General features: G+C 59.6%; 12 protein-coding genes and 1 tRNA gene. 8 read left to right on the top strand and 5 right to left on the bottom strand.

Annotated features, from left to right (window positions below; all coding sequences use genetic code 11):
- Positions 1–263: 263 nt before the first annotated feature.
- The 4 genes from CCONF_RS00215 to CCONF_RS00200 all read right to left on the bottom strand — a co-directional run bounded on the left by CCONF_RS00215 (position 264) and on the right by CCONF_RS00200 (position 4,630).
- Positions 264–1,052: an ABC-2 membrane transporter-related protein gene (locus CCONF_RS00215; RefSeq protein WP_290223969.1), complete on the bottom strand. Its 789-nt coding sequence runs from the start codon at positions 1,050–1,052 to the stop codon at positions 264–266.
- The gene (locus tag CCONF_RS00210; protein ID WP_239228738.1) at positions 1,052–1,768 is read right to left on the bottom strand and encodes an ATP-binding cassette domain-containing protein; all 717 of its coding nucleotides are present in this window, start codon (positions 1,766–1,768) and stop codon (positions 1,052–1,054) included. The genes CCONF_RS00215 and CCONF_RS00210 overlap by 1 nt, the downstream gene beginning before the upstream one ends.
- A gap of 54 nt (positions 1,769–1,822) precedes the next feature.
- Positions 1,823–3,048, bottom strand: a protein-coding gene (locus CCONF_RS00205; protein ID WP_290223284.1) for an IS3 family transposase whose coding sequence is annotated in 2 segments (ribosomal slippage) — positions 1,823–2,769 and positions 2,769–3,048 — 1,227 coding nt in all. Because the reading frame shifts where the segments join, the coding sequence is not laid out codon by codon here.
- Between the two features lie 232 nt (positions 3,049–3,280).
- Entirely contained in the window at positions 3,281–4,630 is a 1,350-nt protein-coding gene (locus CCONF_RS00200; protein WP_290222959.1) for an IS256 family transposase, read from the bottom strand.
- Positions 4,631–5,112: 482 nt separating this feature from the next.
- Here CCONF_RS00200 and CCONF_RS00195 point away from each other — a divergent pair, with 482 nt between their 5' ends.
- Complete coding sequence (locus CCONF_RS00195) at positions 5,113–5,928, top strand: hypothetical protein (protein ID WP_290223964.1); 816 nt, start codon at positions 5,113–5,115, stop codon at positions 5,926–5,928.
- A gap of 540 nt (positions 5,929–6,468) precedes the next feature.
- Here CCONF_RS00195 and CCONF_RS00190 read toward each other — a convergent pair.
- Positions 6,469–6,553: transfer RNA gene (locus tag CCONF_RS00190), tRNA-Leu, on the bottom strand.
- A 215-nt stretch (positions 6,554–6,768) separates the two neighbouring features.
- Between CCONF_RS00190 and CCONF_RS00185 the strand changes: the two genes are divergently transcribed.
- The 7 genes from CCONF_RS00185 to pknB are packed head-to-tail and all read left to right on the top strand — an operon-like array spanning position 6,769 to position 15,706.
- Positions 6,769–7,587 (top strand): FHA domain-containing protein, encoded by an 819-nt coding sequence (locus CCONF_RS00185; protein ID WP_290223963.1) that lies wholly within the window; start codon positions 6,769–6,771, stop codon positions 7,585–7,587.
- Between the two features lie 27 nt (positions 7,588–7,614).
- Entirely contained in the window at positions 7,615–8,076 is a 462-nt protein-coding gene (locus CCONF_RS00180) for an FHA domain-containing protein FhaB/FipA (RefSeq protein ID WP_290223960.1), read from the top strand.
- Positions 8,076–9,485 (top strand): PP2C family protein-serine/threonine phosphatase, encoded by a 1,410-nt coding sequence (locus CCONF_RS00175; RefSeq protein ID WP_290223955.1) that lies wholly within the window; start codon positions 8,076–8,078, stop codon positions 9,483–9,485. Before CCONF_RS00180 ends, CCONF_RS00175 begins: the two co-directional genes overlap by 1 nt.
- On the top strand, positions 9,486–10,835 hold the full coding sequence (locus tag CCONF_RS00170) for an FtsW/RodA/SpoVE family cell cycle protein (protein ID WP_290223953.1): 1,350 nt from the start codon (positions 9,486–9,488) through the stop codon (positions 10,833–10,835).
- Complete coding sequence (locus tag CCONF_RS00165; RefSeq protein WP_070767858.1) at positions 10,832–12,283, top strand: penicillin-binding transpeptidase domain-containing protein; 1,452 nt, start codon at positions 10,832–10,834, stop codon at positions 12,281–12,283. The genes CCONF_RS00170 and CCONF_RS00165 overlap by 4 nt, the downstream gene beginning before the upstream one ends.
- Complete coding sequence (locus CCONF_RS00160) at positions 12,283–13,788, top strand: serine/threonine-protein kinase (protein ID WP_290223948.1); 1,506 nt, start codon at positions 12,283–12,285, stop codon at positions 13,786–13,788. Before CCONF_RS00165 ends, CCONF_RS00160 begins: the two co-directional genes overlap by 1 nt.
- Positions 13,778–15,706 carry a Stk1 family PASTA domain-containing Ser/Thr kinase gene (gene pknB, locus CCONF_RS00155; protein WP_290223946.1) on the top strand — a complete coding sequence of 643 codons (1,929 nt, stop codon included), beginning with the start codon at positions 13,778–13,780 and terminating at the stop codon, positions 15,704–15,706. The genes CCONF_RS00160 and pknB overlap by 11 nt, the downstream gene beginning before the upstream one ends.
- Positions 15,707–15,751: the final 45 nt, after the last annotated feature.

Below are 15,751 nucleotides of genomic sequence, written 5' to 3'. Positions count from 1 at the left end.
CTTAGCTCCACGATATAGGCGCAGAAATTGACGGGTTTAACCATGGTTACGGGTATCTCTGTGCGCGTTTTCCCTCGTGGGCGACTTTATAAAGGCAGGGGAGGTAGGCAATGGGTAAGCGCTCATTGGATACACTCGGTCGCAAAAGAAAAAGACCCTGACGCCACTTCCGGGAAGAAGCTGGAGTTGGCAATCAAGGTCGTAGCTCTTATCGCTAATGCTGGAAAGGGTCTGCGCTTAAACGCAGACCCTTTCTCCAGAGACTAAATCGCCTTTTTGGAAGCCCGCTTAAATAGAAAAAGCGTGGAGACCAAGAGGATTAGTGAGAGTAGGAGCCACATTAAGGTATAGAGCGTCTGTGCTTGCCAGAACGCTGAATTTGGATAAAACTCAACCAAGTATTTTCCGTTTTCGATTGGCTCTGCTTCAAGAATATCGCCGGGGACAGGAAGAAGAGCTGGATCTGGGTGTGGCCCTGAAAATTCCCCCTTTTCAACGGGAAGGAGAGGATTAAGCCAAGAAGCTCCTGTCGTTCCTACCAATAAACCTAATGCGAAAGTTACGGCCACAGCGGGAATTGATTTTTTAAAAACTACGCCAGCAATCGAAGCAACAGACACCATTAGTACCGTCACCACAGCTGGGTAGAGGGCATGGCCAGCGATGTACGAGTACGACATCATGTTTTTACCTTGATTCAACCCGTCCGAGCGCAGCTGACTGACTTCCACAATCCCCCATACACAAACTCCAAAGATTAGTGCTGAGATTAGAGGGCTAATAATACGGCAGAAAAACCACTTGGAGGAAGAGAGATCTTGGCTTAAGGACCAGACAACAGACTTCGTCTCAAATTCTTTAGAGAATAAAGCCACTGCCCACACAATTCCGGCAAACATGGGCACAATACCGGCCAGCATTTCAGTCATCCCAAGATAAGGCTTGAAATTGACTTCGTATGCCGCCAGTAACGCCAGTAGCACAAGAATTGCCGCACATGATAGCCAAGCGGGTCGGTCAATTTTGAAGTAGTGTAAAGCTACTTTTAGCATTAGAGGCCTTTCCTAGTCAGATGTTCAAGCACAAATTCTTCAAAGGCGCCATCTTTTTGTGGATCAATTTCTTCTCTCTCTACAGCCGCAAGAAGATCTCCTTCTTCAATTACCCAAAGGTGGGTAAGTATTGCAGATAAATCAGATACGGTATGCGACGATACTAATATCCCAACGCCGTCTTCTTTCGCCGCTTGTTCCAAGAGTTCTCGAACCCAGATTTTAACTACTGGATCTAGATCAGCCATGGGCTCATCGAGAATCATAAATTTTTTATTCCGCGCGAGAGAAATAATCAGCGCAACTTGAGTATGCTGTCCGCCAGATAATTGAGATACTTTGGATTTCCCGGATATTCCGAGTGACTCAATTTTTTCTTTTGCCCACTGATAGTTGAAAGAGTCGTTAATGTCACGGGCTAGTCGAGTATGCTGCTCTACCGTAATACTCGAATAAAGGGGACGACCCTGTGATACGAAGGCAACCGAAGAAGATAGGTCGTCATCTTTCTCTTTTTTATCCGACAGAACGTGAATCTTTCCTTCGGTAGGTATGAGGTGGCCTGTCAGCGCTGACATGATGGTTGATTTTCCGGCCCCATTTCGCCCTACCATTGCCACGATGTCACTGGATCTCAGCTTTGCCGAAAAATTGTTGATGATGACTCTATTCCCACGGACTATTTTTATTCCGTCGGCGACAAGCGAGCTTGTCATTTTCTTCCTTTCTATAAAGCGGTGTGAAGCGTCCTGGGTTTAGTTCCGCTTCTTTTACGGCCCTGTGTTGATGGGCTGGGTGAGATAGTACTCGGTTTCTACTTCCTGTGGGGTGGCGTAGTCCAAAGCTTCATGAAGCCGCTTGGTGTTCCACCAATGCACCCACCGCAAGGTGGCCAGTTCGACTTCTCCGACCGAAGTCCACGGGCCTTGGGCGTGAATGAGTTCAGCCTTGTAGAGCCCGTTGACTGTTTCGGCTAGTGCATTGTCGTAAGAATCGCCGACTGTTCCCACACTCGGGCGGATTCCGGATTCCGCTAGCGCGGTGGAATACTTCAGTGACACGTACTGGCTGCCCCGATCGCTATGGTGAATTAACTGGTTTCCATGAATTCGTCCTGCAGTCGTTAACGCATGTTCCAATGCCTCCATGGGCAGCGCATCGGTACGCATCGTCGAGCGTGTAGCAACGCCAACAATTTTTCGGCTGTAGACATCCACGACAAACGCGGTGTAGGCGAATCCTGACAGGGTGCGAACGTAGGTAATGTCGGCAACCCAAAGCCTGCCTGGTGCCTGCGCACGGAAGTTTCGGCGCACAAGGTCCGGGCGATGATCCGGTGTCTTCGGGCTGATCGTTGTTACTGGGGTTCGCCCACGTCTGCGGCCAGAAACACCTGCTAGCTTCATCAGTCGTGCAGTCTTGTCGCGACCAATATGAAAGCCTTCACGGTTCATCGCGTGCCACATTTTGCGGATGCCGTAGACCGAGAAATTCTGCGCATGCACACGCTGTATCTCTGGGATGAGAAGGCTATCGCTTAAGGCCCTTGCGCTGGGAACACGAGTGGTGGCTTTGCGGTAGCCGCGTGAAGTAATGAATCCACGATCTGCTTGTTTAAGGACTCGGCAGATGGCCTCGACCCCAAACTGATCTTTATACGTGTCGATGTAAGAGATCATTTGGTCGTGGGTCGGTCGAGTTCCGCTGCGAAAAAAGCCGAAGCAGCCTTAAGAATCCCGTTTGCTCGCTTCAGCTCACGGTTTTCGCGGCGCAGACGCTTGATCTCTTCTTCCATTGTTTCGCCGCCTGACGCGTCGGAGTCATCACGTACTGAAGCGCTGTCACGGTACCAAGCCCGCAACGTGTGGTGAGATACTCCAAGCAGCTCACCGACCTCCGTGTAGGCGCGTTGCAGTGAGCAAGACTCCAGGCGAACCATTTCGATGATCTGATGGACCGCCTTCTCCTTGAACTCGACGGAGTGCTTCCTAGGCATAGTTCCCAATCCTTCCTTAGCTGAGGTAGGAACTAAACCCAGGACGCTTCAGTGCAGCCACGAAAATCACCTGCCTAGGTACGTAACAAATGGACATGCGAAAATCTAGCAACAATACATTTAAATCAAGCTTTTCATATTTATTAGCTACACACAGTTCTTTAACGTACGAGTAACCTGCGCAATCCGATTTAGAGGAGAGTGTCCGATTGTTTGTGTGCGGGGGCTTGGTTTACAAGTAGTCCGCGAATCGGTTGGGGTAAGCCACGGCTAGTTGGTTGATGGCTTGTTTCCACCCGGTGGCTTTCGCTCCTTCAATATAGCCGTTGCACTCAATGTTGCGCTTGGCTTTCTTCGCCCGCTGGGCAGCACGCTTGTCTTCGATGTTGCAGATCATCAGCCACAGCGTCTTCAGTGCTGCGGTATCGTTCGGGAATTGGCCCCTGTTACGGGTAGCTTTACGCAGTTGCGCGTTGAGTGACTCGATCGAATTGGTGGTGTAGAGCACTCGCCTGGCCGCAGGCGGGAACTGTAGAAACGGCACGAACCGCTCCCAGGCGTCGCGCCAGACTTTGACCGACTGGGGGTATTTTAGGCCCAGTTCACTGGCCTCGAAAGCATCCAGGTTGGCGCGTGCGGTGTCCTCATTGGTGGCGGTGTAGACCTCACGCAGCGCGCGGGAGACAGATTTGCGGTCCTGATAAGACACCCACCGGTTCGCAGCTCGAATCAGGTGCACAATGCAGGTCTGCACCATGGAATTCGGCCAGGTTGCCTCCACGGCTTCTGGCAGGCCTTTGAGCCCGTCGCAGCAGACGATGAACACGTCCTGGACCCCGCGGTTGGCCAGATCTGCGCACACCGATGCCCAGAATGCGGCGCCTTCATTTTCAGCGATCCACAATCCCAGGATGTGCTTGATGCCGTCCATGTCGACACCAACCGCCATGTAGCAAGCCTTGTTGACCACGCGGTGGCCGTCACGGATCTTCACGCGTAGGGCGTCGAGGAAGATCACTGGGTAAAACTCGTCGAGCTGGCGGTTTTGCCAGATCATGACCTCTTCCAAGACCGCATCGGTAATGGTGCTGATCGTATCGGGGCTCATATCCACCCCAAGGGTGGTCGCGAGATGATGGCAAATATCGCGCACTGTCATCCCGCCGGCATACAGCGAGACGATCATGTCGTCGAGCTCTGTGAGCCTGCGTGCGCCCTTGGGCACCATGCGGGGAATAAACGTGCCGGCACGATCCCTGGGCACAGTTACTTCCACCGCGCCGTATCCAGAATTGACGGTCTTGATGTACGACCCATTGCGGTGGTTATTCTCCTGTGAGGTTTCGACCTGGGCTTTGGCGTTGCGGTCGGAATGGCCGTAGCCCAAGTGCGCATCCATCTCCGCCTTAAGACCAGCGTTGATCGATGCCTGCAACAGGCCTTTGACCAGCTCGCTTGCATCATCAGCGGAAGCCGACAGCTCGCTGATCAAGCTGGCGACCTCAGGGTTTTCCATCAGCTTCTCGCTGATCTCGTTGACCCGCGCCGGGTCATGGCTTTTCTTCGGTGACACCGTAGTCATTATCGGTGAAACTCCTTCTAGATCAGAGCCTCACACACAAACTTCCTGACACCCTCATTTAGAGAAAGCATTCTCCACACGACGAGATTGATGAATCTAAGTACGGCTACGGGCAGCTCTGTGCGCGTTTTGCCTCGTGAACGACTTTCTAATGGCAGGGGTGGAATCACGCTTCCAGGTCTCGTCAGGTGCGGCTGCTAGCGTTAGTGCTGGTTCACAATCATGCCCCACTACTTGTGGTGTGGGGCGTGGGTGTAGCTGCCCTAACCCAAAGGAGATCAGGCTTTACCATCCCCTTTCGATTAAGCGGAATCATCGCTTAGTTGTCCACCACCATCCATTTCCAATTGCATGCAAATCAATTCAATTCTGTAAGGCACAGCTAACAGGCCCACCAAAGGGATTTACTGGAGATACATATGACATTCAATTCTGAAGGATCGATCGCATTACTCAACTCTGCTAAGAGAAATCGCGCCAGAATGAATGAAATCCACCAAGAGTATCGATCTGAACACAAAGTTCACAGCTTCTTAAAGCGCGACGACAAATCCATTTCACTGTTTCTGCAAGCCACAGCTCCATATCCGTCGGAAATGACAACAGAGTTTTACGGATGGGCTAACGCTCTCCGAGCATCTTTGGACAACCTCTTCTACGAGATCGCAATTTTTGACACGGGGCAGAATCCACCCACCGCTGCGGGTAACCGGCAGTTTCCAATTTTCGACTCTGAGGAAAAATTCAAGACTGCAAAATGCTTAAAAGGACTTCATCCCTGGTCTGTTAATGCATTGCAAACTTGCCAACCGTTTAATTCTGAGACTGGCAAGATAGGACACGCTCTATACTGGCTCAACGAATTGGCTCGCACTAGCCGCCACCGAAAGCTCTACGAAGTGCTACTTGCTATCGAGCAGCTGGAGATCACAATCCCTGAAGAAGTCGCGATGCATACGTCTAGGGATCAAATTGAGTTGAGCGATCGCGAATTCTCCTTCATCAGTTCGGGCACCCCACTTCGCATTGCCAAAATCCACCTTAATTCTTCGCTGTCGCCAAACAGTAGCACTGGGTTCGATATCAAGTGTGAGATCGCCTATGAAGTGCCCGACTGGAAAAGAAACGTCTATCCCAGCTACCGATGGCGACTCGCCGATCGAATGGACTCTCTGGAGGAAATGGTCGATAAACTTATTCAACTATTCGACAATCACATTATGAAACGAACCGAATTCGCTTCGAAAATTTCTTACATAGACGGTCAGTGGGTTCGTGACAATCCTAGAAACAACTAGTAAACGCCCAATAAATCGGCGTTCGAGCGCTCAACTGTAATCAAAGACAGATCAAAATAAACTACTACGTGTCCCTTCGTAGATAGCCCCAAAGGCCCGGAATAGAAAGCAAAGTGCTACAACCATGGATTAGGCATACCCCTATCCCAAGGATCTACTCTGGAAACACAGTATTCAAGATGGTTACAGCCCTGCCCTTTGTTGTCATTCGTGTGCCTGCATAAGCAAAAATCTCGCCAATGTCTGAAGCGTCCCACATGAGGCAAGTCCACCTAAGAATGTTGGCAAGAGAGGAATATCTGCGGCTCCAAGAAATTCTGCAAAGACCTATTCGACTTTGATGCCACGAAGTTGACGACTACAAAAGCGAACCCGATAGGTTCCAGATACCCAATCAGCCGCCATACCTAGGATTCTCCCACTCCATCCCCACAAGTACGATTCTCGGCATGATCTCACACAAAAATAGAAGAAACCGGAGGTCACGAACCCTTTCGAGTTTGTTACCTCCGGTGTCGCAGTTTGTACAACTGCTCGCTGTGCCCGGGGCGGGACTTGAACCCGCACGTCCTATAAGGACACTGGCACCTGAAGCCAGCGCGTCTGCCAATTCCGCCACCCGGGCTGGGTATTGTCTGTCTTGGCGACTAGATAAAGATAGCACGGCATACCCGCATACTTACAAATCCGCAGCTAGTGCGCGGGAAAAAGAGTGAGATCTACGCATCAACTGTGGGAACTTTTCGGGCTCCGGCTACGTTTTAGTGCTATACGCGGCCTATAATGGTTGAGGTTTATTACCAGAGCCGAATACATCCACGTTCGAAGGAGGACCGCAGCATGGCACTCATGGAAAAGCTTGCCAAGTTTGACTCTGCCCTGCAGCGCGGACTGGACAACGGGATGGCCTTCGTCTTCGGCGGCCGCGTTGTGCCCGCCGAGATTGAAGAGCTGCTCAAGCAGGAGGCCCAAGACAACCTCACGCGCGGCGAAGACGACAACCTCTACAGCCCCAATGTGGTGCTCGTGGGGGTCAGTTCCAAGGACCTGGAAAACCTCTCGCAGGATCCACACATCCCGCAGAACCTGGCCGACCAGCTGTCGCGGTTCATCCGCAACAGCGGCTGGGGCCTGGCGGGACCCGTCATCGTTCGCATCGCCGAAGAATCCGGACTCCGCACCGGCCAGTTGCGGGTTTCTTCGTTCATTGACCATGAGCCCGAGGAAGAAACCGGGTTCGACGCCATTTTCCACGAAACCGAAACCCAGGAGGACCAGATGAACAGTAATTCTGCTGACGAGGCCGCCACGACAACCTTTATCCGCCCCGAGCCCGAGGACGCGGAACCCGCTGCCAACGGTCCGAGCGTGAATCTTCTCCTCCAGGACGGCTCCTCGCGGACCTACCACGTCCACGAAGGATCCAATATCATTGGACGTTCCAACGATGCCGACTTGCGCCTGCCGGACACCGGGGTCTCCCGCCAGCACGCTGAGATCACCTGGAACGGCCAGGACGCAGTCTTGGTGGACCTCCAGTCCACCAACGGCACCACGGTCAATGACACGCCCATCGAGAACTGGCTGCTGGCCGACGGCGACGTCATCACCCTGGGGCATTCGCACATTGAGGTGCGAATCACCGGGCTGGACAATTAAACCCCAATAATTTTTAGGAGGTCACCGATGGATTCATTCGTGCTGCTCGCGCTGCGAATCGGCCTGTTGGTCTTACTGTGGCTGTTTATCCTGGTGGCCTTGAACGCCATGCGGTTGGATGCCAACAAGGCGGCCCGCACCGGCGGCAGTAGCGTCGGCCCCGTCGCCGCGGTGCGCCGGAAGGACCGCAAAGAAAAGCCGCGCCACATCACCGTGGCCGAAGGCCCGCTGCAGGGCTCTCACATGGCGCTGGGCACCCTGGAGGACATCACGCTGGGGCGCGCGCAGGACTGCGACTTCGTGCTAGGCGACGACTTCGCCTCCTCCCACCATGCGCGCCTGTTCCGTCGCGGTTCCCAGTGGTTCGTGGAAGACCTCGAGTCCCGCAACGGCACCTTCGTTGCGGGAACGCGCATCGACCAGGCAGAACGCATCGAAGTGGGAACGGATATTAAGATGGGTCGCACTATCGTAAGGCTGGTTGCCTAATGCTGAAACTACATTTCACCGCCGCTTCGGACCGCGGGTTGGTCCGCAAGAACAACGAAGACTCGGCCTACGCCGGGCCTTATCTTTTAGTCCTGGCGGACGGGATGGGCGGACACGCCGCCGGCGAGGTCGCCTCCCAGCTCATGGTTGAGCACCTGGAGCACTTAAACCGCGACCCAGAAGACAACGACATGCTGGCGCTTTTGGGCGGCGCCGCTAACGACGCCAACGCGTCGATCGCCAACCACATCAAGGACCACCCCGAGACCGAGGGCATGGGCACCACCCTGACAGCCATGATGTTCAACGGCACCCAGTTCGGCGTCTGCCACGTGGGCGACTCGCGCGGCTACCGCCTGCGCGATGGGAAGCTGACCCAGATCACCAAGGACGACACCTTCGTGCAGTCCTTGGTGGACGAGGGCAAGCTCGATCCGAGCGACGTGTCCTCCCACCCACAGAAATCACTCATCCTCAAGGCATATACCGGCCGCGCGGTGGAACCGACGCTGTTCATGCTGGACGCGCAGCCGGGCGACCGGCTGCTGCTGTGCTCCGACGGGCTCTCGGATCCCGTCACGGCCTCCACCATCGAGGACGCCCTCCAGCAGGGCACCGTGGAAGAAGCCGCCCAACGGCTGATCGAACTCGCGCTGCGCTCCGGTGGGCCGGACAACGTCACCATGGTCGTCGCCGAGGTCATCGAAAGCGACGAGGCGCCGGCCGAGCCGGTGGCCGTGGGTGCTTTGGCCGGGGATACCCCGGAGCCGACCCACCCGGATTCGGCGGCCAGTCGCGCGGCAGCCCTGGAGCGGCGCCCCCAGGTCATCGAGCCGCACACGAACAAGACCACGGGCCAGCCGCGCGAGGCCTCCGCGCCAGCCCGCCTGGTCGCCGAGGAAGCAGCGGCCGACGAGGAGCCCGATCGCCGCCGGAAAAGCTCCCGCGGCACCTGGATCGCCACCACGGTCGTCCTGGCCGTGCTGATCGCCGCCATCGCCGGCGTCGGCGTCTGGGGCAAAAACTACCTGGACAACAACTACTACGTCACCACCGCCGGGACGAACGAGGAGATCCAGCTCGAGCGCGGCGCCAACTTCTCGGTCTTTGGCAAGGACTTGCACGAGACCTACCAGGTCGCCTGCCTCGACAAGGAAGGCGCGCTGCGCCTGAGCAACGGCTCCTGCGACGCCGGGTTCAACCCGCTCAAGGTCGAAGACCTGCCGGCCACCGAGCGCGGCGTGGTCCACAACCTGGATTCCGCCAGCTACGACGAGGTCCAGGGGCAGCTGACCCGGCTGGCCGATAACGCGCTGCCGGTCTGCCGCGATAAGGCGGGCAACCAAGAGGACAAGAAGGACAACGGCTTCCGGCGCCAGCCGGGCGTGAACTGCCGGGAGGTGAACTAGATGCTGAAGCAATTTGTTTGGCGCAACACTGAGCTGTGGCTGCTCGTGGCAGCCACGGTGGTCTTCGCGATCACGCTGGTGAGTCTCGAGCTGTCCCAGGGCAATATTCTGTCCGTAGACGTGCTCTACCTCATCGGCGGATTCATTGGGGTCTTTGCCGTCGCCCACTGGGCGCTGTGCCTGCTGGCCCCGCACGCCGATCAGATCATGCTGCCGGTCACGGCGGTGCTCAACGGCATCGGCCTCATCATGATCCAGCGCCTGGACCTGGCCTTGGGCCGAGACCTGGCCGTGCGGCAGGTCATGTGGACCATCGCCGGGCTCATCCTGTTCATCGCCGTGCTGGCCATCGTGCGCGATCATCGCTCGCTGACCCGCTTTTCCTACCTGCTGGGTCTGGTCGGCCTGGTCCTACTGGCGCTGCCGCTGGTCTGGCCGCAGCCGGCGCAGGCCGATGCGCGCATCTGGATGAAGATCGGGTCGTTTTCCATTCAGCCGGGTGAGTTCTCCAAGATCCTCCTGCTGCTCTTCTTCGCTATGCTGCTGGTCCAGAAGCGCTCGCTGTTCACGGTGGCGGGCTACCGCTTCCTGGGCCTGTCGCTGCCGCGTCTGCGCGACCTCGCGCCCATCCTGGTGGTCTGGGGCATTGCGATTGTCATCATGGGCGTGTCGAACGACTTCGGCCCGGCCCTGCTGCTGTTCTCCACGGTGCTGGGCATGCTCTACATGGCCACCGGGCGCGTGTCCTGGCTGGCCATCGGCGTGGTGCTCGTGGCCATCGGCGGCTTCGGCATTGCGCAGATTTCCACCAAGATCCAGGATCGCTTCTCCAACTTCCTCGATCCGCTCGGCAACTACGACAGCAACGGCTTCCAGCTGTCCCAGGCGCTGTTCGGCATGTCCTCCGGCGGAATCACCGGCTCCGGCCTCGGCCAGGGCCACCCGGACATCATTCCGGTGGTTTTTTCCGACTTCATCATGGCCGGCATCGGCGAGGAATTCGGCCTGATCGGCCTCGCCGGGATCCTGATCCTGTTCGCGCTGCTGGCCTCCCGCGGTTTTCGCACCGCGCTCAGCGTCAAGGACTCCTACGGCAAGCTGGTCGCGGCCGGCCTGTCGCTGACCCTGGTCATCCAGGTCTTCGTCGTGGTCGGCGGCATCTCCGCGCTGCTGCCGATGACCGGCCTGACCACGCCGTTCATTGCGGCCGGCGGTTCCTCGCTGATGGCTAACTATATCCTGCTGGCGCTGCTGCTGCGGATCTCGAATTCCGCCAACCGCCCGGCCGAGGAGGCCCAGTCCGGCGCCGGCACGTCCTTGTTCCCCGCCGTCCAGGAGGCTCAGCGATGAATAAGACCATCCGCTTTACCGCTATCTTCTCCCTGATCTTGACCGCCATCCTGCTGGTCAACCTCACGGTGGTGCAGGCCTTCAGCGAGGACAAGTACGCCAAAAACCCAAAGAATATGCGGGAGTTCTACCAACTGCAGACCATCGCCCGCGGGCAGATTTACGCCGGCAACACCGTGCTAGCGCAGTCCGTTCCCGACGGCAATGGCGAAGGCGGCGACGACGAGACCTACTCGCGCATCTACCCGACACAGTCCCCCGCCTTCGGCCCGGTGACCGGCTACCTGTCCTCCCAGTTCGGCGCCTCCCAGCTGGAGTCCTCCCAGAACGAGATTCTCAACGGCACCGATGATTCGCTGCTGAAGCAGAACTGGCTGGACAAGCTGACCGGCGAGCAGCCGGACGGCGCCAACGTCGAGGTCACCATCGACCCACAGCTCCAGCAGCTGGCCTACGACCAGCTGGTGGGGCCGGGCTACCAGGGCTCGGCGGTCGCGCTGCAGCCTTCCACTGGGCGCGTGCTGGCGATGTCCTCCTCACCGAGCTTCGACGCAAACTCCGTGGTGGGCGATCCTAACGCGGAGGACAACTGGGCCGCGTTGCAGGAGGCCGACGGCGCTCCCCTGCTTAACCACGCCACGCAGGAGACGCTGCCGCCGGGCTCCATCTTCAAGATCATCACGACCGCGGCGGGTCTTAACAATGGCTTCACGCCGTCGTCGACCCTGACCGGCCAGGCCTCGATCACGCTGCCGAACACCACGACCCAGCTGACCAACTACGCCAACCAGTCCTGCGGCGGCGCGGACTCGGTGACGCTGCAGACGGCCTTCGCCCTGTCCTGCAACACGGCCTTCGTCCAGATGAGCGAGGGCATCGGCGCCGACGAGCTGCGCAAATACGCCGAGGCCTTCGGCGTGGGCGAAAACTACGACCTCGGGGTGGACACCTCCCCGGGCAACCTGGGCGAGCTGCCGGATCCGGCCGCCACCGCCCAGTCGGCCATCGGACAGCGCGACGTGACCATGTCCGCCCTGCAGGCCGCCATCATGGCCGGCACCGTGGCCAACGAGGGCAAACGCATGGAGCCGCGCCTCATCAAGCGGATCACGGATTCGCAGATGCAAGAGGTCCGCGAGATCGAGCCGAAGGAGGCCACCGAGGCGATTACCCCGGAGACAGCCGCGACCTTGCGGGATCTGATGTTCGCCTCCGAGCGATCCACGTCCGGCTACGACGGCAATTCCTTTGCTTCCAAGACCGGTACCGCTGAGCATGGCGACGGATTGCCCCCGCATACGTGGTATGTTGCATTCGATCCGGACCGCGATATTGCCGTGGCCGTGGTGGTCAAGGACGGCGGCAACCTGGGCGAGTCCGCCACGGGCGGCCAGGTGGCCGCGCCGATCGGGCGCGCCATGCTTCAGGCCTACGGAGGAGAGCAGTAATGAACCACGCCGAACACCAAGAACGCTTTCAGGCGCTCATCGGTGATGATTACCGCCTGCAGTGGGTCATCGGGCACGGCGGCATGTCCACCGTGTGGCTGGCGGACGACGTCCGCAACGACCGCGAGGTCGCCATCAAGATCCTGCGCCCGGAGTTCTCCGACAATAACGAGTTCCTCTCCCGCTTCCGCAACGAGGCCGAGGCGGCCGAATCCATCGATTCCACCAACGTCGTGGCCACCTACGACTACCGCGAGATCGATGATCCGGTGGGCACGACCTTCTGCTTCATCGCCATGGAATACGTCCGCGGCGAGTCCCTGGCCGACATGCTGGCCCGCGAGGGTTCCCTGCCGGAGGAGATGGCACTCGACGTGATGGAGCAGACTGCCCACGGCCTGTCCATTATTCACCGCATGGGCCTGGTGCACCGCGACATCAAGCCCGGCAACCTGCTGATTACCCAGAACGGCCGGGTCAAGATCACCGACTTCGGCATCGCCAAGGCCGCCGCGGCGGTCCCGCTGACCCGCACCGGCATGGTGGTGGGCACCGCGCAGTACGTCTCCCCCGAGCAGGCGCAGGGCCGCGAGGTCTCCCCCGCCTCCGACGTCTATTCGCTGGGCGTGGTCGGCTACGAGATGCTGGCGGGCCACCGCCCGTTCACCGGGGATTCCTCGGTCTCCGTGGCATTGGCGCACATCAGCCAGGCACCGGAGCCGCTGTCGACGACTATTTCCGCGCCGGTGCGCGAGCTGGTGGGCATCGCCCTGCGCAAGGACAAGCACACCCGCTACGCCGACGGCAACGAGCTGGCCAACGCCGTCTCCGCCGTGCGGTTGGGCAAGCGCCCGCCGCAGCCGCAATCCGCGGCCGTGGCCCCGATTGCCACCGAGCCTTCGCCGACAGCCTCGACCCAGATGCTGGGCGATACCGCCAACCCGACCACGGTGCGGCCGGCTCCGGTCGCGGACACGCGCGACAAGCACCTGGCCCAGGAGAAGGCCCACGAAAACAAGCGGGCCCAGAAGGACAAGAAGAAGGGCTCGGCGGGTGCGAACTTCGGCATCGGCCTGCTCATCGCCCTGATCGTCGTCGCGCTGGTCGGCGGCGGATTCCTGCTGGCCCAGCAGCTGGCTGGCGACCGCGGTTCCAGCGCACCCACCAGCACGCCGCCGTCGGTCGTGACCGAATGGGTGGAGCCGTCCACGGAGGAAGCCGAGACCGTCACCGAGACGGAGGTCGAGAAGCCCGACACTTCCCGGACCGAGGAGCCGGAGCCGGAGACCCGCGAGCGCACGGAAACGCCCACGCCGCGTCCGACCACGCATCGCGAGCAGCCGACCACGCAGCAGGAGACCCCGACGCCCGAGCTGCCGGAGCTGACGGAGGCCCCGTCGCTGCCGACGGAGGAGCTGGAAGAAAATATCGAGGACCTATTCAATAACTCGCCGCAGGCGTCTGATTACACCAACCAAGGGGGTGGAACCACCAATGCTGGGTGATCGTTACGAACGCGGTGAACTCATCGGTTCCGGTGGTATGTCCGAGGTCTACGCGGCCCAGGACACCATGCTGGGCCGCGAGGTGGCCATCAAGATGCTGCGCCCGGAGATGGCGCACGACACCAATTTCCGCGAGCGCTTCCGCCGCGAGGCGCAGAATTCAGGCCGTCTCAACCACCCGAATATCGTCGCCGTCTTCGACACCGGCGAGGTCGAGGACAACGCCCTGACCATCCCGTACATCGTCATGGAGCTGGTCCACGGGCGCACCCTGCGCGACATCTTCCGCGCGGACGGACCCATGGCCCCGGAGCAGGCCGCGGAGATCCTGACCCCGGTCGCGGATGCCCTGCAGGCCTCCCACGAGGCCGGCATTATCCACCGCGACGTGAAGCCCGCGAACATCATGCTGACCAACACGGGTCAGGTGAAGGTGATGGACTTCGGCATCGCCCGCGCGCTGGACGACTCCACCTCCGCCATGACGCAGACCTCCGCGGTCATCGGCACCGCCCAGTACCTGTCGCCCGAGCAGGCCCGCGGCAAGGCTGCCGATGCCCGCTCCGACGTCTACGCCTTGGGCTGCGTCATGTACGAGGCCGTCACCGGCCGCACCCCGTTCGAGGGCGAGACCCCGTTTTCCGTGGCCTACCAGCACGTGCAGGAAGATCCCATTCCGCCGTCGGAATACCTGGATGATTCCATCACGCCGACCGGGCGCGTGAATGTGGACGCGGTCATCCTCACCGCGATGGCCAAGCACCCGGCGGATCGCTACCAGTCGGCTCACGAGATGGCCGAGGACCTGCGCCGCCTGGCCCACGGCAACGTCACCCAGGCGGCCCGCGCGCACGTCGAGCCCGAGGCCGAAGCGCCGGCCGCCTCCCACCGCGCGCCGGTGGCCTCCACCCGCCCGGCCTCCCACGCCGCGGAGGAAGAGGAGGGCACCAGCGCCTGGATCAAGTGGCTCACGGCCCTCCTGGCGCTACTGCTCGTCGGCGCCATCGGTTACTTCGCCTGGGCCTACCTGAAGCCTTCGTTGGCCCCGGACGAGTCCGCACAGACCGCGCAGATGGTCGAGGTGCCGGAGGTCGAAAACCGTCCGCGCGCCGAGGTCGTCCAGGAGCTCGAAGAGCTGGGTCTGCAGGTCTCGGTCAACGAGGAAGCCCACCCGGAGATTGAGCGCGACCACGTCATCCGTGTGAACCCGGGCCCCGGTTCCCAGTTGCAGAAGAACGCGACCGTGACGCTGACGGTCTCCTCCGGTAAGGAGATCACCGACGTCCCGGACGTGACCGACATGGATCTGGAGTCCGCCTCCCGCGCGCTCGACGAGGCCGGTTTGACCCTGTCCGATGACATCACCGAGGAAGAAACCGACGACGTCCCGGCGGGCCGGATCATCTCGCAGTCACCGTCCCCCGGTTCCCAGCTGTCCAAGGGCTCGAAGGTCAAGGTGACCGTCTCCCAGGGGGTCAAGCAGGTGCGCATCCCGCGCCTGACCGGCATGGACTGGGACGACGCCCGCCAGACCCTGGACTCCCTGGACGTCGAGCCACAGCTCGAGCTGGTCGACTCCGAGGAGCCGGAAAACCGCGTCCTCGAGGTCCAAAGTGAGGGCCGGGAGGTCGATGCCGGCAGCACCGTGGTGGTGCGCGTGTCCAACGGCATGCTCATGACCGCGCCGGAGCTGACCCGCAAGACCGAGGACGAGGCCGTCGAAGCCCTGCGCGAGGCCGGCTGGGAAGGCAACGCCCAGGACCTGCGCGTCGGCCCGCCGATCGGCACCGGGGCCGCCGTGGACTCCGGCAAGATCGGCTGGACCTCCGTTTCCGCCGGGGACACCATCCGCAAGGACACCTTGGTTGAAGTCCGTTATTGGGAGTTCAACCTGGAAAGCCTCGTCACGGGCCGCTAGCCGGGGCGCTGCTAGACTGTGGCGCAACACCAGCCCGGCCCGAAT

The organism is Corynebacterium confusum, from assembly GCF_030408715.1.
GTDB lineage: Bacteria > Actinomycetota > Actinomycetes > Mycobacteriales > Mycobacteriaceae > Corynebacterium > Corynebacterium confusum.
Note: the sequence above shows the minus strand (reverse complement) of the source record. Positions and strands in the feature narration are given on the sequence as shown.